This window comes from [Clostridium] scindens (assembly GCF_019597925.1).
In the GTDB taxonomy this organism is placed as follows: Bacteria; Bacillota; Clostridia; order Lachnospirales; family Lachnospiraceae; genus Clostridium_AP.
This window is the reverse complement of the sequence record NZ_CP080442.1, coordinates 1,095,131-1,115,000: the sequence shown is the minus strand read 5'-3', so window position 1 is coordinate 1,115,000 and position 19,870 is coordinate 1,095,131. Positions and strand designations below refer to the sequence as shown.

The following is a 19,870-nucleotide window of genomic DNA, read 5'->3' as shown; positions in this document are numbered from 1 at the left end:
AAAAGAAACTACATTCCGCCGCTTAGTGCCAGAATATAGTTTCTTTAAAAACGTATAAGTATCTAAAACAACAAATAAGGATTATACAGCAAAAAGGTTCCTGCCACCGACAGCAATATATAGATGATCGCCTCTTGCCTTCCTATGGCTTTCGCTTTCAGCCGGGTACCGAACAGCCGCACAAATATCTTCCATATGAAATATCCCAATAAAACTCCAAGCGTGTTGGCTGTCAGGTCGTCGATATCCGTAGCACGATAGTTAAAGAGTTGGGTAATCTCAATCAGCAATGAAAATCCCGCTCCTATCAGCACTGTTTTCCCCAATTTCCTGCAATCTTCCCAGATTAATGGAAGCAAAAATCCCAATGGCATGCACATAATAATGTTTAAGATATAGCCAATCCCAATGGAATCAAAAGGAACAAAATTCACTCCCCCAAGAATAAGATCCGTATCCGTTCTTAGTATATCTCCCAGAAGCCCGATCCCCGTCACCTGGAATACCATCCAGATATATATCAGGAAAATATAGATCCAGATAACATGTACAGCCTGGCATCTCTGCCCGTTCCTGCGCGCCTTGACTATCACAATAAGCTGATAGACCATGCAGGGAAGGAGCATGCTTGCCAGACTATAAAGCGTAAATACATTCAGCATCCTCAACCCTCCTTTATCTAAGAAAATTATAGCCAAGGATTCTTAAAATAAAGAATGGAATTTTATTAAGGAATTCTGATTTTTTATCCGGCGCTTTTATAGGGTTATAGAAACGAATGTTCCATCTACTGCTTCTACATGTATGATTTCCAAGCCTTTGTTCTCTTTCAGCACATCCATGCATTCTTCAAAGATCATGCAAATGATATCCTTTGAGACAAGGCTGTCATATGGCTTAGGTACATCTTCGCCCATCTTATCAAATACAGCCTTGGGAATCAACTTTACAACAACAGAAGCTAGCCCGATTGGCACAGGCATTCTGAAATTCGCATCTTTGGATCTCACGATTACTCTCATAGACTGCTCCTTTATATCCCTACATATACTCTTACAGTAGTACCGTCCGCCGCATTGACGTTGACAAAATCGCCTTCGATCTCTTCATCCAGGCATTCCGAGATGGCCTCCATCATCTGCTCCAGATCCACTCCCTGCAGATCTTTATCCGCAATGGGAAGTTTGCCTGTCACTTTCAGGATCTTCTTGATAGCGCCCACCGGAAACTGGACATTTACTTTATCGCCATCCACACTGTCTACGATGATTCGGAACATCTTCTTATCATAGCCGGCTTGGGACTTTGCCGGAACCTGGCTTTCTTCTTCCACGCCCATTGCCTTCATAAGCTCGGCTGCCTGCTCTGCCGTAATAGTCCCATCTTCCACCATTTTTAATATTCTGAGTCTCTCATCCATAATTCTTCTCCTTTTTCATAGATTATTTTCATTTCTTATTTTAATTGCCTGATTGCTTCTTCCGCTGTAATCTCCCCTTGTTCAAGCGCCTTAAGCACAGCCTCGCGCTTCATCATCTCTTCGTCCTGCCTTGCCTCATCTTCATATCCCAGTTTCTTGATTATGGCATCCAGTTTCGCCCGAACAGTAGGATAGGATATCTTTAGTTCTTTCTCAACTTCCTTGATATTGCCCCTGCACCGGATAAAGGTCTCTGTAAAATAAAGTTCCTCTCCAGACAAGTAATCGAACTTGCTCAGCACAAAGTCATTCTCAATCACCGTTTCGCATTCCTCGCATTTTAAACGGGTTACTTTCAGTTCTCCTCCACACACAGGACACCGGCTGATTACTTTTCTCATACATCCACTTCCCTTCTGATAAGACTAATATAATCCATATGATTAAAAATGTCAATTATTAAATTAATTATTTTAATATAAATCTTAATTTTATTAAGATATAATCTAATTATTTTTTATTATCAGTTTAATATATTATCAAAAAAAGAATGTGCCAAAGCACATTCTCACACCTGATTTTAAGTTTCCCGACGATACTCCAATATGTCTCCCGGCTGGCAGTCCAGCACATCGCAGATAGACTCCAAAGTAGAAAACCGAATTGCTTTTACCTTTCCTGTCTTTAGGTTTGAAAGATTTACATTGGATATTCCCACTTCCTTTGATAATTCATTCAGTGACATCTTGCGGTCCGCCATCACCCGGTCAAGTCTTAGTATAATTGCCATGTCACAACCCCCGCTTTCTACAGAATAGAATCCATCTCTTTTTGATACTCGAATCCATACCGCAGAATTCTTCCGAAGAGGACTAATACCAGACCCGCCATAAACGGAATCATATCGATATAAAATCCTCCTTCAACCCCCGAGAGCATATGCGGCCGCGTATACCCCGGCAAACTTGGAAATATGGCAGATCCGGTGATAAACAGCAGGCCTACTCCGTAAAAAAGCGTTACCAGCGCGCCAGAGAATGGTCTCTTGGAAACGGCAATTTTCACTAAAATAATAAAGCAGAACAGCATAATCACATAGAACATGCAGTTCCAGCAAAAATATGTCATCCCATCCATCTCCCATCCATGATTTCTCAGCGCCCAAGGTATATAATATATTGCACTAAGTCCTGCAAATCCCGTATTTGCTATAGCAAAGTACAGCAATATTCGAAATCCTCTTGAAAATTCCTTTTTTTCTGTCTTTTCGCAATCCATCCGAATCTCTTCCTCTGACATTTGATCCTCTCCTTCCTCTTCTTTTTAACCTATCTGAATTATACCATATACTCTAATTTTATTCAATAATAATTTAATGATTATCATTAAATTATTATTGAATTAGATTAACATGCAGAAAGCAGTTATTTACATGCATGCCAGATTACGGACCGAGCCGCAAAACTCTCGTGGAAAGCAAAACAGGAACCTTCCATCGGGAAGGTTCCTGAAAATTTCTAACACTTCTTTATATTGAAATATTCTCACCTTATAACGCGAACAGATCATTTAACGCCTCGCTCATCGTCGGATGGGTAAAGATGCCATCCCGCAGCACTGTATAGGGTAGGTTCGCATCCATAACCATCTTAATGATATTGATCATCTCCTGAGATTCTGCACAGAATAAATGCGCGCCAAGAATCTTTCCTGTCTCCTCGTCAATAATCGCTTTCAGAAGGCCCTCGGGGCGTCCAATCACCAGAGCCTTGGGAATCGCCTGTGCGGGAAGTACCGATTTCTTTATCGTATATCCTGCTTCCAGCGCCTGCTTTTCTGTAAGCCCTACCCGGGAAAACGGTGGATCTACAAAGATGCTATAGGGAACTTCTCCTCTATTCTGGGTCGTGCGTTCTCCCTCTCCCAGCACTTGGGATTTCACAATCCTGGAGTCATCCAGAGAGATATAGGTAAACTGCAGGCCTCCGACCACATCTCCCATTGCCCAGATATGCGACGCTGTAGTCCTCAGACCTTCATCCGTCTTGATTGCTCCCCTGTCCGTCAGATCCACACCTGCTTTATCAAGATTCAATCCTTCTATATTCGGCCGACGTCCGGTGGCAACGAGCACTGCGTCTGCCCGCAGTATTTCCTGCCTGCCATTCTGGCTTACGCTTACAAGCGCCACATCATCCATATCTCTGACAGACTCTACCTCCGTGCTTTCCATAATCCGTACGCCCTTTTTCTTCAGAAGATCCAGAACGGCCTGGGCCACTTCCTGATCCTCCCTTGGGATAAAATCTTTTCCATTCTGAATCACAGTCACCTGAGAGCCAAAATTGCTGTAGTAGGAAGCAAACTCAACACCAATATATCCTCCTCCAATAATCACTAAGTTCTTCGGAAGACGTTCTTCTTCCATAAGAGTCTCGCTTATGTAGACATGGCTGCTTTCATGAATCCCTTTGATCGGAGGAATAAATGGCCTGGCGCCTGTATTTATGTAGAAGTTATCTCCTTCCAATTCCTCTGTCATTCCATCCTGATTGGCGACCATGATATGATTTGGATCTGTAAAAAATGCTGTGCCTGTTATAACATCGACTCCTGCCGCTTCTGCCAGTTTTTTATAATTCTTATCTCTTAACTTTCCTACCAGTTCTCTCTTTTCCTGGATCACTTGTTTATAGCGCCGTGCCTTATCTTCAAAACTTCCGCCTATCATGCTTGATCTGCGTGCTTCATTCTCCAGAAACTTTGATGGGATGCAGGCCACATTAATACAGGTGCCTCCATACATCTGATCGGATTTTTCAATCAGCGCGACTTCCCGTCCCGCCTTTTTTAGTGCTGTTGCAAGCGTCTTTCCGCCTTTGCCAAAACCAATGATAATATCCTGATACTTTTTCATTTCCATACCTCTTTTCAAACTGTATATTTAAATGTTACATTTATTACTGTAACTTTATCATGTACAGTTAGAAATGTCAAGAACATTTTATAGCAATGTATATCGGAATCTTATTTCATCCAAAAAAGAAGCAAGGAAATCCTTTTTCCTTGCCTCTTGCAACCGAGTCTTCTTAATTTCAAAAGTATAACTGCTATTGATTGCTCCTTAAATATATACTATTTCTATACCTCCAAAACTTACCTTTCCCGTCAGCGTCACTACAGGTACTCCTGAACTCCTGCTGGAATTCTTCTCGTCCACAGATCCAAAAGATGCGCTTACATTATTCACCACGTTCCATTCCTTGGGAACAAACAATTCGACCCCGCCAAATGAAACATCCAGGAATATCCTCGCCGCGCCATTCTGAATCATAGCATTGTCAAAATACACCTTCAGCGAGCCAAACGAACATTTTAAGTCCGCACTCTGGAAATCATCGGAATTAACATATTTGATACTGCCTGCAAATGAAGTACTAAACTCCATCTGGCTTCCATCCACAGTCTCTTCTGTCTCCGTTGAATAATGATTGCCGCGTCCCCAGCATCCATAATTCCTGTAATCCCTTCTGGGATGGTATAAGAAACTGATTCCTATACTTCCTAAGGCAGCCGCCCCAAGCACCGGCCACGGCGTAATCGCCTCGATCCCCAGAGGCTTTGCGTATACAATGCATAAGAACGCCACCGCGAACAGCACGCCGCTAACACTCTTATGGGCAATGCTTTTTACCAGGCATGCGACAAAGAATACCGTAAGCAGCAAACTCCATAAGCCAATGTCCCCCAGGAACCCCAGCCGGCTTACAAGCAGAAAAATTGCCGCAACTATAAAAAATAATCCCCAAAATATCCGTTCCTTCTTCATATCCTTACCTCTTTTCTTCCAATCTATCCCTAAGCGGCTTGTAGTAATACCTGGATACATACGCTTGCTTGTGCGTACCCTGGAATTCTACCGTGCAGGATGAGGGCAGCGTTCTTGTAATCGCATAGATTCTCTTCGTATTCAATATCGTCGACTTGGACACCCTCATAAAATATCCAGGAAGAGCCTCTTCCAGTTCATACAGGCGGTACTTAGCCTGATAGGTCTCTTTCCTCGTATGAGCATATACTTCTCCATCTTCTGTCTCAAAAAACAGAATCTCGGCAAGCTGCAGATAATATTCCGTGTCCCCTTTAAAGAATGACATCTTCTGCTCTTTGTCCACCGCCTCGGCAATAGCCTTCTGGATCATCTGAACCTTCGCATTCAGGCTGCCGCTGCGTATAATAATCTCTTCCTCTGTTAAGTTGTCTTCGATTTCTATGCGTATTTTCATCTTTCCCTCTCCCTGGTGTTATCTAACCATAACTGGGATGGAAAGTAAACAATATTTCAGCAAGTGGTATGGAAACCAGCGGTAAGTGGTAAGGAATCCTCTTCAGGAGAATCAAGCCCGACCCTCCTAGTTTCTGTCGCTCCCCCAGAAAAACAGCGCAACGGTTCCGGGACCCGTATGACTTCCTATGGTCGTGCCTACATTATTAATCTCAACTTTTCCATTCAGCTTTGGAAACCGCTCTTCAATAAGCCGGGCCACTTCCTTGGCATCTTCATAGCAATAGGAGTGGGAGATATAGCATTTGCCCGAATATTCAAGGCCGCCCTGTGCATATTCTTCCATCTTGTCTACTATAGCCTTGATTACCTTCCGCTTCGTTCGTATCTTAAATCTTGGAACCAGATGTCCTTCCTTGTCCATATCAAGCAGCGGGCAGATATTCAATGCTCCACCGATAAATCCCGCCGTCTTGGATATGCGGCCTCCTCGGATATAGAAGGTCAAGTCTGTAGAAAAGAACCAGTGGTGTAGTTTCAGCCTGTTATCCAAGGCCCATTGATAGACTTCTTCAATACTTTTCCCCTCATCACGCAGATCTGCCAGCTGATCCATCAAAAGCCCATATCCCGCAGATGCTCCCAGTGAGTCCACTATATAAATCTTCCTGTCCGGATACTGCTCCTCTAGGTCTCCCTTTGCAATCACGGCCGAATTGATTACGCCAGAGATGCCTGATGACAGGCATACATGCAGGATATCTTTTCCCTCCTTCAGGAATCCCTCAAAATATTCCGTAAACTCTTCTGCGTTTACTTGCGACGTCTTGGTCTGGGCGCCATTCATCATTGCCTGGTAAAACTGGTCAAAGGGAAGTGATTTCCCAAGATCATCGGCATATTCTTTCCCATCCAGTTCATAATGGAAACAGATGTATGATATTTTACGTGTTTTAAAATGCTCTTCTGTAAGGTCTGCTGTTGAACAGCAGCTGATTACAAATTCCCCCATCCTCATCATCCTTTCTTCCTTGCCGCAATCGTCACATTCTTGTGCAGCAATTATATGCTTTCTATTTTATCACAGATTATGCTATTAGCCTATGGAAAAATGGAAAAAGGCCTTACCCGTTACAGAGGGCTGTCCTGTACCCTAATCTCCCGATCATCTCCAGATCCGACTCAATGGTATACCCTGAGGTGGTCAGCATATCCCCCGATATGACTGCATTGGCTCCCGACCGAAAGCATCCTTCCCCTTTATCTGCAAGCAGCCCTCTTCCTCCTGCCAGCCTTATGGCAGCAGACGGAAGGATAAAGCGGTATATGGCGACGATCCTTTTCATTTCTTCTTCCTTAAGCCTTGGGACGTTTTCATATGGCGTTCCCGGAATCGGGTTCAGCATGTTGATCGGCACGCTTTTAATTCCTAACTCTTTCAGGGCAAACGCCATATCAATTCGATCTTCTTCCGTCTCGCCAAGTCCCATAATGCCACCACTGCACACATTCAGCCCCGCATCCTGGGCAGCGCGGATGGCTGCCACTTTATCGTCAAAGGTGTGGGTCGTGCATACACGCGGGAAGTTCTTTCTGGACGTCTCCAGATTGTTATGTACCCGGGATACGCCTGCATCCCGAAGTCTTACAAACTGTTCCTTGTCGAGAAGTCCAAAAGAAACGCAGATCTCGATATCCACTGTTTCCTTAATTTTACGGATAGTCCTGCACATCTGATCAATTTCCTTATCGCCAAGGCGCCTTCCCGATGTCACGATCGAATAGCGCAGCACCCCGCGCCTGGCATTATCGATAGCCTTATCCAAGATCTCTTTGGCATCCATAAGAGGATATTCTACTGCCTCTGTATGATAGAAGGAGGATTGCGCGCAATACTTGCAGTTCTCAGAACACCTGCCGCTTTTTCCATTGACGATCGTACAGATATCAAACCCGTCTTTGCAATAATGCCTCCTGATCTCGTCTGCAGCACGGCTAAGTTCTTCTAATGGTTCCCGGAAAAGAGCACAGGCTTCTTCCCTTGACAGTCTTCCATTACTCATAACCATCTCTTTTAATTCTTCTACTAAAGTCATATACTTTTCCTCCTTTGCAATCTTCTTAGTAACTATAAACAATAACCTTTTTATTGTCAACTCTTCCATTGCAACGGTTTACAATTTTTATTAAAATGAGAGGCTGTCGCTCTAAGTAATGAGTGCGATAGCCCCTTTCCATCTTCAAAATCAATATATACTGAATAATCTTTCTTTAGTACAGCCTGTACAGTTTTTGAAAGCATAATATGATTGATTCTATTCATTGTTCTTCTATTTTATCTTTTTCATCATTATGATATATAGTTTACTTTATATCCGTAAGAAATTTTATATAATAAGGCAAACCACATTTATCGTATTAAAAAAACCCACAAACATCAAGTCTGTGGGTTTTATATACATTAATAATAACAGATTATCTCTTGCTGAACTGTGGTGCACGACGTGCAGCTTTGAGACCGTATTTCTTACGCTCTTTCATACGTGGGTCACGAGTCAGGAATCCTGCTTTCTTAAGCACTGGCCTGTAGTCTGCGTCTGCCTCAAGAAGCGCTCTTGAGATTCCGTGACGGATTGCTCCAGCCTGTCCTGTGTATCCGCCGCCCTTAACGTTAACGATCACATCGAACTTATCATTCGTCTCTGTTGCAACCAACGGCTGGCGAACAACAACCTTTAAAGTCTCAAGTCCGAAATATTCATCAATATTTCTCTTATTTATTGTGATGTTACCTGTTCCTGGTACCAAATATACTCTTGCGATAGATTTCTTTCTTCTTCCTGTTCCGTAGAATCTTGCTTTAGCCACTGTAATGTCCTCCTTTCAACCTCTCCTTAAAATTTCAGTTCTACTGGCTTCTGAGCCTGCTGCTCATGCTCTGGTCCAGCATATACGTGAAGTTTCTTAATCATTGCTCTTCCTAAAGGTCCTTTTGGAAGCATTCCCTTTACAGCAAGCTCGATTACTTTCTCAGGCTTCTTATCCATCATCTCAGACAGCGTGGTCTCTCTCATTCCGCCAACATAGTCAGAGTGGTTGTAATAAATCTTCTGATTCATCTTCTTGCCTGTTACTTTAATCTTCTCAGCATTTACTACTACTACATAATCGCCTGTGTCGACATGCGGAGTAAATTCCGGCTTGTTCTTACCTCTTAAAACCTTAGCTACTTCTGATGCCAAGCGTCCTAATGTATATCCCGTAGCGTCAACTACATACCATTTTCTTTCAATCTTATCTGGATTAGCCATATAAGTCTTCATTGGTTTACCTCCTGTGAATCATTAACATTTTCATGATAATTATATCGAAATCAGCAAGACTCCGGGGCTTTGGCTTCGTGCTGTTTCTCCTTTTGTCATACTGCCTTATTATATTATACGGTGCCACGCGTGTCAACCATTTTTCTGGAATTTTTCTGTGGTTTTTGTCAGAATCTTCCTGTCTTTCCTTGATTTTATATGTTATAATATCTTCGCTTTGATTTTCAAGTATTTTCTCGGGGGATATTATTATGCAGAAAAATGTAGATTTACTAAATGGGCCTGTCCTGCCGTCACTGACCAGGCTGGCCATTCCTATTATGGCAACCTCGCTGATCCAGATGGCCTATAATCTGACGGATATGATCTGGATTGGGCAGATTGGAAGCAACGCGGTTGCTGCAGTGGGCGCCGCAGGCATGTATATGTGGCTGTCCAACGGACTGGCTGCCTTATCCAAGATGGGCGGACAGGTCAATGTCGGGCATGCACTGGGAGCAGGACGCAGGGAAGATGCATCAAGATATGCCTCGAACGCCCTTCAGCTGGCCATCTTATTCGGAATCTTGTATGGCGCTGCCTGTGTTATATTTTCAACGCCCTTCATTGGCTTCTTTCGGCTGAACAGCCCGAAAGTAATTGCAGATGCCCAGGTTTATCTTCAAGTTACCTGCGGATTTGTCATCTTTTCATTTTTAAACCAGACCTTCACCGGCCTTTTTACCGCCATAGGGAACAGCCGGGCTGCATTCCTTGCCACGACGGCCGGACTTGCGGTCAACATCGTATTGGATCCGATGCTGATCTTTGGCATCGGCCCGTTCCCCCGCATGCAAGTACTCGGTGCGGCTGTGGCAACCGTGATCGCGCAGTTTATCGTAACGATGATGTTCTTGTATTACGCGTCCAAGGATGACCTGATCTTTCATAAGGTAGATGTCCGTAAAAAGCCGGATTCAAAAGCGATGGCTTCGATTATAAAGATCGGCGTTCCAACCTCTATACAGAGTATGATTTTTACGGCAATCTCCATGATTATTGCCCGGCTCGTAGCAGGCTATGGAGATGCTGCCGTAGCAGTACAGAAGGTAGGCTCTCAGATAGAGTCCATTTCCTGGATGACATCGGATGGATTTGCCGCCGCTGTAAACTCCTTTATTGCTCAGAACCATGGTGCCGGAAACCGGACCCGTATCAAGAAGGGCTACTCCTCCGCCATGGGTATCGTCCTCATCTGGGGCGTTCTCTGCACTTTGCTGCTAATCCTTTGTCCGGAGCCGATCTTCCGAATCTTTATCCGGGAAGCAGATGTAATCCCGCTGGGTATTGACTACCTGATCATACTGGGCGTTTCCCAGTTATTCATGAGCGTGGAGATTACAACCGCAGGCGCTTTCTCAGGGTATGGAAGGACGATTCCGCCTTCTATCGTAAGCATCCTATTCACCGCTTCAAGGATTCCTCTGGCGCTGGTCCTCACTCAAACGGCTTTAGGCCTAAACGGAATCTGGTGGAGCATTACAATCACCAGCATATTTAAAGGCGTGCTCCTTCTTATATGGTTTTTATTCTTTTTGAAACGCGAAATGAACCGGGAATCTTAACCCGGTTCATTTTTTCTTTCCAAATAATCATACACCATTACTTCGGAGTCGCAGCCATTGTGATATTGTGGACACTCTATACATTTTGCCTGAAATGGCGCATCTTCTCTTTTTACGATCTGAAAGCCAAACTTTTTATAGAATTCCGGCACTTTTGCTGTCAGCCAGATTCTTACAGCCCCCATCTCTTCAGCCTTCTTCATGACCGCGTCAACCAGGCGTATTCCATATCCTCTTCCTCTTTGCGCCTCTTCCACAGCCACGCATCTTAGAATATATTCTTCTGCATCAAAGCAAAGTCCTGCTGCTCCATAGCGTTCCCCCGTGATCTCATCTTCCAGCCTGAAGCAAGTTACCAGCCCATCTGGTACCGGATCGTCTGGATGAATCTCCAGGCCAGATTTCACGAAAAGATCCACCAGGCTTCCATAATCCATTGTCTCTATTATCTTTTCCGCCATAATCCGCTCCTTCCGCCAAGCATGTATTTCTCTTTCCCCATTCTAATACCCTGGGAATCTCTTCCTTTATTATATACTGCCCTTAAAAGCGCTGTCAAACGAAATGCCGGCAGGTATAGTATATTCCTTCTCTTTTTGATATAATATGAACTGGCGGCATATCCTGCCTCCGTCATATATTTTCGTTAGAGGAAAGAGAGGTTTAAACTATGTGGGCTTATAACAGCGTATTTTATCAAATATATCCAATAGGATTCTGCGGAGCGCCTACGCAGAATGACGGGGAATGTGTTCCCCGCATCCGCAAGCTGCTAGACTGGTCAGGATATCTTCAGGAACTGGGCGTGGACTCTATCTTGCTGAATCCGATCTTTGAATCCGACAGCCACGGGTATGATACCCGGGATTTTAAGAAAATCGACTGCCGACTTGGCACAAATGATGATTTTGCCAGTGTATGCAAAGACTTGCACGCACATGGAGTAAAAATCGTCCTGGACGGCGTATTCAACCATGTAGGCCGCGGATTCTGGGCATTTAAGGACGTACAGGAAAAGAAGTGGGATTCCCCGTATAAAGACTGGTTCCATATCAATTTCGACGGCAACAGCAATTATAATGATGGGTTCTGGTATGAAGGCTGGGAAGGACATTTTGAATTGGTAAAACTGAACCTTCAGAATCCGGCCGTCGCAGACTATCTTCTGGAATGTGTTAAATACTGGGTGGATACGTTTGACATCGACGGGCTGCGCCTGGACGTGGCCTATAGTCTGGACCATGGCTTTATGCAAAGACTGCGCTCCTATGTGGAGGAATTAAAGGATGGGTTCGTATTGATCGGCGAAGTATTATTTGGAGACTATAATCTGATCGTAAATGAACGGATGCTTCACAGCTGCACAAACTATGAGTGTTACAAGGGGATTTATTCCAGTTTTAACTCTATGAATCTTTTCGAGATCGCCCATTCCCTGCACCGGCAGTTTGGCCCTGATCCCTGGTGCATTTATCGGGGCAAGCATTTGGTAACTTTCGTAGATAACCATGATGTAACCCGGCTTGCCAGCATACTGACCAACGATAAGCATATCCCACTCGCCTATGGCCTGCTGTTTGGGATGCCAGGCATCCCATGCCTCTATTACGGCAGCGAATGGGGGCAGCCCGGGGAAAAGGCGCCGGACAATGACTATGCCCTGCGCCCCTGCTTCGAAACCCCTATGCCGAATGAACTTACCGAGTATATCAAACAATTAATCCGCATCCGACAGAACAGCGATGCCCTCTGCAATGGCTCATATAAGAATATCATTATACAGAACCACCAGCTGGTATTCGAACGCTGCTCTGATACGGAGCGGATCATCGTTGCTATCAATGCGGCAGATACTCCTTATACAGCCTGCCATCAGGATCTGAACGGCAATGCCAAGGAACTTGTGGCCCAATTGGAGGTAAAGCTAGATGGCCAGATCGATCTGCCGCCTTATAGCGTACAGTATATCAAATTTGAATAACTGTCTGTCTTAATCGGGAACTGCGCTTGATATTCAGGCGCAGTTCTCTTTTTCTATTGGTATTTCTTCTGCCTACTTTGCGGGAATTGTGAACGGCTCTCCATATGGCTTGTAACTGCTTTCCTTGACGCTCTGGTCTTTCGAAGTTCTCTGTGCACTATATACGGATAAAGTCAGGCTCTCAATATCCTGCGTCCTCATCTCGTTCCATAGATCCAGCTGGAACCTTCCATTCCCATAATCAATAAACCACACCGTTTCTTCTCTGTCATTGGTTCCTCTGAACTGTGTCGAATAATTCTTCGGCGTCTTGCCTTCATAGTAAATATAGGTTCCCAGTTCATTCTTTTTATAAGAAGTCAGCCGGATCTCGCTGCCATCGGGCAGCGCTACCTTCTGGTCCAGATCCACCGTCATCGTATTGGCCGCCAGTTCTCTGCCATCAGCCTTAAATGCAAATTCCCATTTTCCATCGCTGATACGATTCACATCCTGGAATTCTATCTTCATCTCCAGTTCTTTTGACAGGTCAAATGCTTCTTTTCTGTCAATATCATACCTGTATATGACGCGCATCTTCCCCTTTTCATAATCCTTTGGCTTAATCATCTGCGTTCCTTTTATCTGCTCCCCATCGAGAGTGACTATAGTACCAAGAAACGGAATCTCGTTATAAATCGGATCCTCCTCCGGTCTTTCTTTTAATTCTTTTCTTATCTCATCAAAGGAGTCAAATTCCAGTCCCCATATTCCCAGCCGTTCCACATCGCCATCCAGCTGCTTCATATGTTTTTTTATGTCTTTTCTCTTAGAGAAATCCTGAATTGTAGATATCAGAAGTTCCCGATCATCTACAACCACGGCTTCAACCTTCACATCAATTTTGTCATCTTTTACGCTTGTATTGATGACGTTCGTATAAGGCGAAATATCCCTATCTGTAATATCCATAGCCAGCCATTCGTTCAAGGAATCTATGGTTGAATTCATAGCCGCTTTTACCTGTTCCCTGAACGGCCCTGCCGCCAGCAGTGCCATACAGATAACTGCGCATGCTGCGATGGATGCATACTTTTTCCTTCTTGGCCGCTTCAGTTCCTTCGACAATTTCTTGTTCCATTTTTTCGCCTCGAATTCAGATAACACTTCTTGCGGATAATCTTCTGTATCCGTCTTGATCTCATTCATCAATTCATATATATTCTTCATTTTTATGCCTCCTTCTCTCCGGGATATTCTTTCTGTATCTTCCTCCTGCCTCTGGATATCCTGTTATAGATTACATTTTTTGATAGCCCTGTCTCCTGGCTCACCTGCTCCATATCCTTTTCTTCCATGTATAACTTCAGGAATATCTCCTTGTCCTGTTCTCCCAGACAGCCTAGCATCTGTTCCAATTCATCGGATATTTCACGCTCTACGATCTCTTCCAATCCTTTATCATCTTGTGGAATGTCCAGATCGTCGATATTCTCATAACTGGCATTCTTATAATACTTTCTGAGATAGTCAACCGCTTTATATCTGGCAATGCCGGCAGCCCAATTGGCAAAACTACTCTTTTTCTCATCGTAGTATCCAATATTCTTCCAAATGCCTAAAAATACGTCATTCAGGCACTCTTCCCGATACTCTTTCATCAGGCGCAGATGTCTGTTGACCACGGAAGAAAGCAGGCCTCCATACTGTTGTATCATGTAAGAGAGCGCCTTTTCATTATGCTCTTTTAATTGTTCTACAAAATTAGTCTCTGTTATCTTCATGTCATTTCTCCCGCGCAGGCAAGCGATAGATTTTGCATCTATTAATTACTTCGTCTGCAGTATCGTATTTTCTATCAAGTTCATAAAAAATCATTACAAAATTTCAAATATGCCTAAGCATTTTTCTTGTACTTTAAGAAAGAATATGCCGGGCAGGACTGCCCGGCAATTTTTTATTATCCGCTATTTCCAACTTGCTATTTACAATCTCGAATCATCCTTAGCGCATCCTCCTGGGATAGGCCATACTTATCCATCAATTTTACGGCGATCTCCTGAGCCGCTATTTTCATATCACGGTATGCCAATATCATTCCCCTGATTTCCAGCCTTTACCCCGAATTCAAGAACGCCTGTACTGCCTGGAATGTCTCTTGATCCAGTCTGCTAAAATACTCTCTGTTCTGGTTTACATACTTCATCAATGCTTCCTTTTGATTTCTATATTTTATCATGCCGATTATCAATTGTAAATCTGTTACGAACGCGCCTGTAACTTTTATTCTGGCTGCATCAACAAGGTTAATATAGTAGTGTAGTAAAACCTCTAATTACTGCTACGCAATCAACCGATCCATTTCCGCTAATGCACTGTCAGAAATGGCATGAGCATAATAGTTCAACGTCATGTTGATGCTAGAATGTCCCATGATATACTGTAATGCTTCCTTATGGCACTTTTCATTGCTTCCGCAATCTCAACTTCAGTCATGTTGAAAAAAAGTACAGCAACACGGCATGCGTCAATCAGTTCATTGCGTAACGTGCGCTTGCAGCACGCATTAAACTCGCACCGGATCTGCCATTCAAGCCGAGCAGGGTTCATGTTCTCACCCCCTCCAATCCGGGGGTTTGTAGTAAAGAAACGACGGCTTTTTTCTTTTGCCGTCGTGCGTCAGTATATGGAATTATTTATTCTTAGATTTTCTTTTCCTCCATATATTTTAGGGTGGAATAATAAAGAGCAACTAATGCTGATGAGAGTAAAATGCCTGCCACGATGTCAGTAAACCAATGAACTCCCGATATAAGTCTTCCTACTACCGTTACCACAATAATCAAAACAGAAACCATATCTATTATCCATAGACAAATTTTCTTGTCGCGTAAATAATAATGAAACTGTAGCATTGCTGTAGCCATAATACAAATTACAATCATTGTATGAGAGGATGGAAAAGATGCTTCTAAATTTTGAGAAAGAATTATCGGTCGATAATTGATGATTACAAATTCAAAGAAAACATAAAATAAAATGACGATAAAATAAAATGCACCAAGCAATAAAATGCGTGGATCAACTTTCCAAATGCTTTTACGTCGTATGAGTTGGATTAGTCCTAAGATTGCAAACCCCAAAGCAATTACTATGGCAACAACCCCCAGCCAGTCAGTAATGCTATACCAAAGTAGGTTCACTCCAAAAAGGTTAAATACAAACTGATTAAGAGTGGCAAGTCCTATTATAGACTGTTCCGGTCCGATGGGCTGTACATCAATGGTCTTAATCATAACAGTAAAAAGCATAAAAATTAGAAACAGAATTCCTGATTTGATGATACATTTCTTTGATTTCTTTTGCATACTATACATTCCTTTCTTTTGGTTGTGATAAATTATTTGCAAGTTCACTTTGATTATCTATCCACATAACTCGAAGTGCAAGAAACCTACCGTCACAATAAAAAAAGTTCCGACACTTACCGTGTCAGAGCCTGTTTTTAAGGAATTTATGACTATTTTTATTTTGTCCTACTTTGCTGTAGCAATAAAAATATCTTAGCAGCAAAAAACAAAAATAGCAGTATAGTTACGTATGGTTCTCTTGCCGCTGCAAATAAACAGATTGCTGCCGCCCCTATTGCGACAGAAATTTTTGAGATAATGCTACACAAGCGTTCTTTATCAAAAGAAATAAAAGCAAGTCTGGCGATTCCTAGCCCAATTATAAGTAAATAGATAGCCCAATGTATTCCAATATCTATATTAGATAACCGAGCAATTGACAGAAGATTTACATGGTAAAAATAGTTACCTTGAGGTTCTCCATAGATGGGTAATACGATAAGCGCAACTGCCAATACATCTATTATTCCGCTGATAATGTTATAAATCCTTTTTACATTAGAATGGTTTTCGGTTTCTGCAAGGGTAATCAGTTCATCACTTGATAACAGTTCATCTATGGTTACAGAAAAAAATTTGGAAATACACTTGAGCGACTCAATGTTAGGGTAGCCTTTGCCGCTTTCCCATTTTGAAATTGCTGTTCGTGATACATATAAATGCTCCGCTAGTTGTTCCTGTGTCAAGCCTTTCCCAGTCCTAAGCTGCTGTAGTTTTTCGTTAAATTCCATGGTTGTCCTCCTGTTTGTTTTTTGCTTTCATACGTCCATCCTCAGGTTTTTTCGCGTCCTTTGGTATCAGCCAGATCCGGCTAAAGCGGACAACTCCCGGTATACGGTTTTCTTTGCAAAGTTTCTGTACCCTCCGTTCAGAGATTCCCCAATTTTCAGTAGCTTCCGGGGCAGATATATAGTCCATACATTGACCGTCCTTTCATACTCATTATTTTTAATTATATACGGTCAACCGAATATATACAATAAAGAAACAATGAACAATGTGCTCTATTACTGTCAATCACATGCTATGTGTAATCATATCCAAAAGAGAAAGATGAACGGAAAATGTAATAAGGTGAAAAATATGAAGCAGGATAAAGCGAAGTATGATTTTAAGGCTTTCGGGCAAGCCATAAAAGAAGCAAGAAAGGCAAAGGGCATATCACGCAATCAGTTAGCGGACAGGCTGAACATTACGCCGCGCTATATCGCGTCCATTGAGAACAGCGGACAGCACCCAAGCCTACAAATCTTTTATGAGCTTGTCACCTTTTTAGATGTGTCGGTAGATCAGTTCTTTTTTCCAAACGCGGAAAAAGATGAATAGCAAGCTCCCATATGGCGGTACGGATAGCGTCAATGACTTCATCACTCCTTTGCTGTGGATTTGTCACGCGGTAGGACGGCATTTTTGAGAGGTTAGGTATATTTCCCTTGCCCAGTCAGAAACGCGCCCGTAAAGCCGCTAAAATCAAGGCTTCCTTTGCCCCTACTTCGTGGCATGAGGGCATAAAAAAAATCAATCAAACAAAGGCTGATGCCATATGGACTCTCAACCCATGTGCATCAGCCTTGCGATCCCTTTTTCCAAAACTTACTTCATTATTCCTTTTTCAATACTTTTACGATCTCCGCCATATACATAACATGATAATCCTTGTCCGGATACCATTTCGTATCGTTCTCAGGTACATCAAAAAATTCCGGCTTCATTTCCTGGTGATATTGCTTCTTGCACACGAATACCAGATCGGCCTCCCTGACGGCGGTGGTGCCATCTACATAAAAAGGATGAAGCCCCGCCATCTCCCACTTATCCTCTACTTCTCTTCCTGATATGGAACCGCATATATTCAATGCTTTTCTCTGACTTTCCGGTAAGAACGATACGGTAAACAGATCATTCGCATCTACAAATTCCTTTGTATAGCGTTGCGGGCGGATGTATACGGTAGCAATATTCTTGCCCCACATTATTCCAAGCCCGCCCCAGCTGGCCGTCATTGTATTACTCTTTTTCTCATCTCCGGCAGTCACGAGCATCCATTCCTTTGAAATTTTATGAAACGGGTTGAATTCCAGACTGTCAAGTGATATTTCCTGAAATGCCATAGCGATCTCCTCCTGTTATTCTGATTTTTTATTCTATCTTCATTATGCATCCACTTTTTCTATTTTGCAAACGCTTCTTATCTTAGTATCTGTTTCTATTTTTTTCACTGGCAATATTTTACTGGCAGTATTTATATCGCATACTATGTATTTTATTTTGTTTTTTAGCGTCTTTCTCTTCTTTTTTATTTCATCCATTTCTAAACGGATACCGCCCATGTCTAAAAGAGAACACGGGCGGTATCTTTATACAATCGCAGCATGGCAAATATTTACTTCATCACAATTCTACGGAAGTTCTTCTTCCCCTTCTTAAGGACAATACCCTCTCCTGCCATATCTTCTCCTGCAAACGTGGCATGGATGTCTTCCACTTTCTCGCCATCCACGGCTACGCCTCCCTGCTGTACGGCACGGCGCGCTTCGGATTTTGACGGAACCAGGCCGCTCTTTACCAGCATGGACAGAATGTCAATATTGCCATCCGTCAGGTCTTCTTCGTTCAGTTCGGTGGTAGGCATGTCTGCTGCCGCTCCTTGGCTAAACAAGGCTCTTGCCGCTTCCTGCGACTTCTGGGCTTCTTCCTCTCCATGAACCAGCTTCGTAAGTTCGAAGGCAAGGATCTCCTTTGCCGTATTTAACTGGGCACCCTCCCAGGAATCCATCTTGTCTATCTCTTCTAACGGAAGGAATGTCAGCATTCGGATGCATTTCAGGACGTCTGCATCTGCCACGTTCCTCCAGTACTGGTAGAACTCAAACGGAGAGGTCTTGTTCGGATCCAGCCACACGGCTCCGCTCTGGGTCTTGCCCATCTTCTTTCCTTCGGAATTCAACAGCAGCGTGATTGTCATCGCGCAGGCATTCTTTCCAAGTTTGCGGCGGATCAGCTCGGTTCCGCCCAGCATGTTGCTCCACTGGTCGTCGCCGCCAAACTGCAGATTACATCCATATTTCTGGAACAGCATGTAGAAGTCGTAGCTCTGCATAATCATGTAATTGAATTCAAGGAAGCTCAATCCCTTTTCCATTCTCTGCTTATAGCACTCTGCTGTCAGCATCCGGTTAACGGAAAAATGCGGCCCTATCTCTCTTAACAGTTCAATATAGTTTAAGTCCAGAAGCCAGTCGGCATTATTGACCATCAGGGCTTTCCCTTCGGAAAAGTCGATGAACCGGCTCATCTGCTTCTTAAAGCAGTCGCAGTTGTGCTGGATGGTCTCCGGCGTCATCATGGAACGCATATCCGATCTTCCGGATGGATCCCCAATGTAGCCAGTGCCTCCGCCGATCAATGCGATTGGCTTGTTTCCTGCTTCCTGCAGACGCTTCATCAGACACAGCGCCATAAAATGTCCTACATGCAGACTATCCGCGGTGGGATCGAACCCGATATAGAAAGTTGCCTTTCCCGTGTTCACCAGTTCTTTGATCTCATCTTCATCCGTCACCTGGGCGATTAAGCCTCTGGCCTGCAATTCTTCATAAATTCCCATGTTTCTTCTCTCCTTTTCTCTCTGAAATCTTCTGATTATTCTTGGTTCAAATACAAAAAAACGTCCCTATCTAATAGTCATTTACTAGATAAGGACGGATATATCCGTGGTACCACCTTCGTTCACCGGCAGTTTGCATTGCCAGCCTCATTAAGCATGCGCGCAACAAATTATAAGTGCCCTAACTTACGCGTGCCGCAGCTTATGCATGTAACGTATGCCTTGCGTCGCAGCCTACTTAACCCTCCCCTGCTATTTCTG

The 19,870-nt window shown here is 43.4% G+C and carries 24 protein-coding genes, 1 pseudogene and 1 other annotated feature (1 of these 26 only partly in view); of the genes and pseudogenes, 3 read left to right on the top strand and 22 right to left on the bottom strand.

Annotation, left to right across the window (positions count from 1 at the left end; translation table 11 throughout):
• Positions 1 to 62: 62 nt before the first annotated feature.
• The 13 genes from K0036_RS05330 to rplM form a co-directional block, all read right to left on the bottom strand.
• Positions 63 to 662 carry a VanZ family protein gene (locus K0036_RS05330; RefSeq protein WP_025644775.1) on the bottom strand — a complete coding sequence of 200 codons (600 nt, stop codon included), beginning with the start codon at positions 660 to 662 and terminating at the stop codon, positions 63 to 65.
• Between the two features lie 96 nt (positions 663 to 758).
• Positions 759 to 1,022 carry a hypothetical protein gene (locus K0036_RS05325; RefSeq protein WP_004605310.1) on the bottom strand — a complete coding sequence of 88 codons (264 nt, stop codon included), beginning with the start codon at positions 1,020 to 1,022 and terminating at the stop codon, positions 759 to 761.
• An 11-nt stretch (positions 1,023 to 1,033) separates the two neighbouring features.
• The gene (locus K0036_RS05320) at positions 1,034 to 1,420 is read right to left on the bottom strand and encodes an SHOCT-like domain-containing protein (RefSeq protein ID WP_173694785.1); all 387 of its coding nucleotides are present in this window, start codon (positions 1,418 to 1,420) and stop codon (positions 1,034 to 1,036) included.
• A gap of 35 nt (positions 1,421 to 1,455) precedes the next feature.
• Positions 1,456 to 1,821, bottom strand: coding sequence for a DUF2089 domain-containing protein (locus tag K0036_RS05315; RefSeq protein WP_025644779.1), 366 nt, complete (start codon positions 1,819 to 1,821; stop codon positions 1,456 to 1,458).
• A 179-nt stretch (positions 1,822 to 2,000) separates the two neighbouring features.
• On the bottom strand, positions 2,001 to 2,210 hold the full coding sequence (locus K0036_RS05310; RefSeq protein ID WP_004605307.1) for a helix-turn-helix domain-containing protein: 210 nt from the start codon (positions 2,208 to 2,210) through the stop codon (positions 2,001 to 2,003).
• 17 nt (positions 2,211 to 2,227) lie between these two features.
• Entirely contained in the window at positions 2,228 to 2,719 is a 492-nt protein-coding gene (locus K0036_RS05305; protein ID WP_220430900.1) for a DUF2975 domain-containing protein, read from the bottom strand.
• 250 nt (positions 2,720 to 2,969) lie between these two features.
• Complete coding sequence (locus K0036_RS05300; RefSeq protein WP_220430899.1) at positions 2,970 to 4,343, bottom strand: FAD-dependent oxidoreductase; 1,374 nt, start codon at positions 4,341 to 4,343, stop codon at positions 2,970 to 2,972.
• Between the two features lie 201 nt (positions 4,344 to 4,544).
• The gene (locus K0036_RS05295; protein WP_173694786.1) at positions 4,545 to 5,249 is read right to left on the bottom strand and encodes a LiaF transmembrane domain-containing protein; all 705 of its coding nucleotides are present in this window, start codon (positions 5,247 to 5,249) and stop codon (positions 4,545 to 4,547) included.
• A 4-nt stretch (positions 5,250 to 5,253) separates the two neighbouring features.
• Positions 5,254 to 5,706 (bottom strand): LytTR family DNA-binding domain-containing protein, encoded by a 453-nt coding sequence (locus K0036_RS05290; RefSeq protein ID WP_173694787.1) that lies wholly within the window; start codon positions 5,704 to 5,706, stop codon positions 5,254 to 5,256.
• Between the two features lie 126 nt (positions 5,707 to 5,832).
• A complete protein-coding gene (locus K0036_RS05285; RefSeq protein WP_220430898.1) occupies positions 5,833 to 6,717 on the bottom strand; it encodes a DegV family protein in 885 nt (294 codons plus the stop codon).
• A gap of 112 nt (positions 6,718 to 6,829) precedes the next feature.
• Positions 6,830 to 7,801, bottom strand: coding sequence for a biotin synthase BioB (gene bioB, locus K0036_RS05280; protein ID WP_220430897.1), 972 nt, complete (start codon positions 7,799 to 7,801; stop codon positions 6,830 to 6,832).
• Positions 7,802 to 8,180: 379 nt separating this feature from the next.
• A complete protein-coding gene (gene rpsI / locus K0036_RS05275; RefSeq protein ID WP_004605231.1) occupies positions 8,181 to 8,573 on the bottom strand; it encodes a 30S ribosomal protein S9 in 393 nt (130 codons plus the stop codon).
• A 26-nt stretch (positions 8,574 to 8,599) separates the two neighbouring features.
• Entirely contained in the window at positions 8,600 to 9,028 is a 429-nt protein-coding gene (gene rplM, locus K0036_RS05270) for a 50S ribosomal protein L13 (protein WP_004605230.1), read from the bottom strand.
• 251 nt (positions 9,029 to 9,279) lie between these two features.
• Here rplM and K0036_RS05265 point away from each other — a divergent pair, with 251 nt between their 5' ends.
• Complete coding sequence (locus K0036_RS05265) at positions 9,280 to 10,632, top strand: MATE family efflux transporter (protein ID WP_025644794.1); 1,353 nt, start codon at positions 9,280 to 9,282, stop codon at positions 10,630 to 10,632.
• Here the strand turns inward: K0036_RS05265 and K0036_RS05260 are convergent.
• The gene (locus K0036_RS05260; protein WP_220430896.1) at positions 10,629 to 11,093 is read right to left on the bottom strand and encodes a GNAT family N-acetyltransferase; all 465 of its coding nucleotides are present in this window, start codon (positions 11,091 to 11,093) and stop codon (positions 10,629 to 10,631) included. The genes K0036_RS05265 and K0036_RS05260 overlap by 4 nt on opposite strands.
• Before the next feature lie 209 nt (positions 11,094 to 11,302).
• On the opposite strand from K0036_RS05260, the gene K0036_RS05255 reads away from it, so the two are divergent.
• Complete coding sequence (locus K0036_RS05255; RefSeq protein ID WP_220430895.1) at positions 11,303 to 12,613, top strand: alpha-amylase family glycosyl hydrolase; 1,311 nt, start codon at positions 11,303 to 11,305, stop codon at positions 12,611 to 12,613.
• 72 nt (positions 12,614 to 12,685) lie between these two features.
• Here K0036_RS05255 and K0036_RS05250 read toward each other — a convergent pair whose 3' ends face one another.
• The 5 genes from K0036_RS05250 to K0036_RS05230 all read right to left on the bottom strand — a co-directional run bounded on the left by K0036_RS05250 (position 12,686) and on the right by K0036_RS05230 (position 16,920).
• Positions 12,686 to 13,822, bottom strand: a complete 1,137-nt coding sequence (locus tag K0036_RS05250) for a DUF4179 domain-containing protein (protein ID WP_220430894.1) — start codon at positions 13,820 to 13,822, stop codon at positions 12,686 to 12,688.
• Between the two features lie 2 nt (positions 13,823 to 13,824).
• Entirely contained in the window at positions 13,825 to 14,376 is a 552-nt protein-coding gene (locus K0036_RS05245) for a sigma-70 family RNA polymerase sigma factor (RefSeq protein ID WP_220430893.1), read from the bottom strand.
• A 918-nt stretch (positions 14,377 to 15,294) separates the two neighbouring features.
• Positions 15,295 to 15,960 carry a phosphatase PAP2 family protein gene (locus K0036_RS05240; RefSeq protein ID WP_220430892.1) on the bottom strand — a complete coding sequence of 222 codons (666 nt, stop codon included), beginning with the start codon at positions 15,958 to 15,960 and terminating at the stop codon, positions 15,295 to 15,297.
• Positions 15,961 to 16,118: 158 nt separating this feature from the next.
• On the bottom strand, positions 16,119 to 16,733 hold the full coding sequence (locus tag K0036_RS05235; RefSeq protein ID WP_220430891.1) for a helix-turn-helix domain-containing protein: 615 nt from the start codon (positions 16,731 to 16,733) through the stop codon (positions 16,119 to 16,121).
• Positions 16,723 to 16,920 carry a helix-turn-helix domain-containing protein gene (locus K0036_RS05230; RefSeq protein ID WP_220430890.1) on the bottom strand — a complete coding sequence of 66 codons (198 nt, stop codon included), beginning with the start codon at positions 16,918 to 16,920 and terminating at the stop codon, positions 16,723 to 16,725. Before K0036_RS05230 ends, K0036_RS05235 begins: the two co-directional genes overlap by 11 nt.
• 165 nt (positions 16,921 to 17,085) lie before the next feature.
• On the opposite strand from K0036_RS05230, the pseudogene K0036_RS05225 reads away from it, so the two are divergent.
• Positions 17,086 to 17,325, top strand: a pseudogene (locus tag K0036_RS05225) (helix-turn-helix domain-containing protein); the annotation flags it as partial.
• Between the two features lie 278 nt (positions 17,326 to 17,603).
• Here K0036_RS05225 and K0036_RS05220 read toward each other — a convergent pair.
• The 3 genes from K0036_RS05220 to tyrS form a co-directional block, all read right to left on the bottom strand.
• A complete protein-coding gene (locus K0036_RS05220; protein WP_220430889.1) occupies positions 17,604 to 18,113 on the bottom strand; it encodes a flavin reductase family protein in 510 nt (169 codons plus the stop codon).
• Positions 18,114 to 18,155: 42 nt separating this feature from the next.
• Positions 18,156 to 18,311, bottom strand: coding sequence for a hypothetical protein (locus K0036_RS05215; RefSeq protein WP_220430888.1), 156 nt, complete (start codon positions 18,309 to 18,311; stop codon positions 18,156 to 18,158).
• Between the two features lie 74 nt (positions 18,312 to 18,385).
• The gene (gene tyrS / locus K0036_RS05210) at positions 18,386 to 19,609 is read right to left on the bottom strand and encodes a tyrosine--tRNA ligase (protein ID WP_025644810.1); all 1,224 of its coding nucleotides are present in this window, start codon (positions 19,607 to 19,609) and stop codon (positions 18,386 to 18,388) included.
• A gap of 87 nt (positions 19,610 to 19,696) precedes the next feature.
• Positions 19,697 to 19,870: a binding site (T-box leader), on the bottom strand; it runs 128 nt beyond the window's last position.

Coding starts and splice junctions, on each gene's coding strand:
- K0036_RS05330 (WP_025644775.1), bottom strand. CDS start 662: ATGCTGAATGTATTTACGCTTTATAGTCTGGCAAGCATGCTCCTTCCC.
- K0036_RS05325 (WP_004605310.1), bottom strand. CDS start 1,022: ATGAGAGTAATCGTGAGATCCAAAGATGCGAATTTCAGAATGCCTGTG.
- K0036_RS05320 (WP_173694785.1), bottom strand. CDS start 1,420: ATGGATGAGAGACTCAGAATATTAAAAATGGTGGAAGATGGGACTATT.
- K0036_RS05315 (WP_025644779.1), bottom strand. CDS start 1,821: ATGAGAAAAGTAATCAGCCGGTGTCCTGTGTGTGGAGGAGAACTGAAA.
- K0036_RS05310 (WP_004605307.1), bottom strand. CDS start 2,210: ATGGCAATTATACTAAGACTTGACCGGGTGATGGCGGACCGCAAGATG.
- K0036_RS05305 (WP_220430900.1), bottom strand. CDS start 2,719: ATGTCAGAGGAAGAGATTCGGATGGATTGCGAAAAGACAGAAAAAAAG.
- K0036_RS05300 (WP_220430899.1), bottom strand. CDS start 4,343: ATGGAAATGAAAAAGTATCAGGATATTATCATTGGTTTTGGCAAAGGC.
- K0036_RS05295 (WP_173694786.1), bottom strand. CDS start 5,249: ATGAAGAAGGAACGGATATTTTGGGGATTATTTTTTATAGTTGCGGCA.
- K0036_RS05290 (WP_173694787.1), bottom strand. CDS start 5,706: ATGAAAATACGCATAGAAATCGAAGACAACTTAACAGAGGAAGAGATT.
- K0036_RS05285 (WP_220430898.1), bottom strand. CDS start 6,717: ATGGGGGAATTTGTAATCAGCTGCTGTTCAACAGCAGACCTTACAGAA.
- bioB (WP_220430897.1), bottom strand. CDS start 7,801: ATGACTTTAGTAGAAGAATTAAAAGAGATGGTTATGAGTAATGGAAGA.
- rplM (WP_004605230.1), bottom strand. CDS start 9,028: ATGAAGACTTATATGGCTAATCCAGATAAGATTGAAAGAAAATGGTAT.
- K0036_RS05265 (WP_025644794.1), top strand. CDS start 9,280: ATGCAGAAAAATGTAGATTTACTAAATGGGCCTGTCCTGCCGTCACTG.
- K0036_RS05260 (WP_220430896.1), bottom strand. CDS start 11,093: ATGGCGGAAAAGATAATAGAGACAATGGATTATGGAAGCCTGGTGGAT.
- K0036_RS05255 (WP_220430895.1), top strand. CDS start 11,303: ATGTGGGCTTATAACAGCGTATTTTATCAAATATATCCAATAGGATTC.
- K0036_RS05250 (WP_220430894.1), bottom strand. CDS start 13,822: ATGAAGAATATATATGAATTGATGAATGAGATCAAGACGGATACAGAA.
- K0036_RS05245 (WP_220430893.1), bottom strand. CDS start 14,376: ATGAAGATAACAGAGACTAATTTTGTAGAACAATTAAAAGAGCATAAT.
- K0036_RS05240 (WP_220430892.1), bottom strand. CDS start 15,960: ATGCAAAAGAAATCAAAGAAATGTATCATCAAATCAGGAATTCTGTTT.
- K0036_RS05235 (WP_220430891.1), bottom strand. CDS start 16,733: ATGGAATTTAACGAAAAACTACAGCAGCTTAGGACTGGGAAAGGCTTG.
- K0036_RS05230 (WP_220430890.1), bottom strand. CDS start 16,920: ATGGACTATATATCTGCCCCGGAAGCTACTGAAAATTGGGGAATCTCT.
- K0036_RS05220 (WP_220430889.1), bottom strand. CDS start 18,113: ATGGCATTTCAGGAAATATCACTTGACAGTCTGGAATTCAACCCGTTT.
- K0036_RS05215 (WP_220430888.1), bottom strand. CDS start 18,311: ATGGATGAAATAAAAAAGAAGAGAAAGACGCTAAAAAACAAAATAAAA.
- tyrS (WP_025644810.1), bottom strand. CDS start 19,609: ATGGGAATTTATGAAGAATTGCAGGCCAGAGGCTTAATCGCCCAGGTG.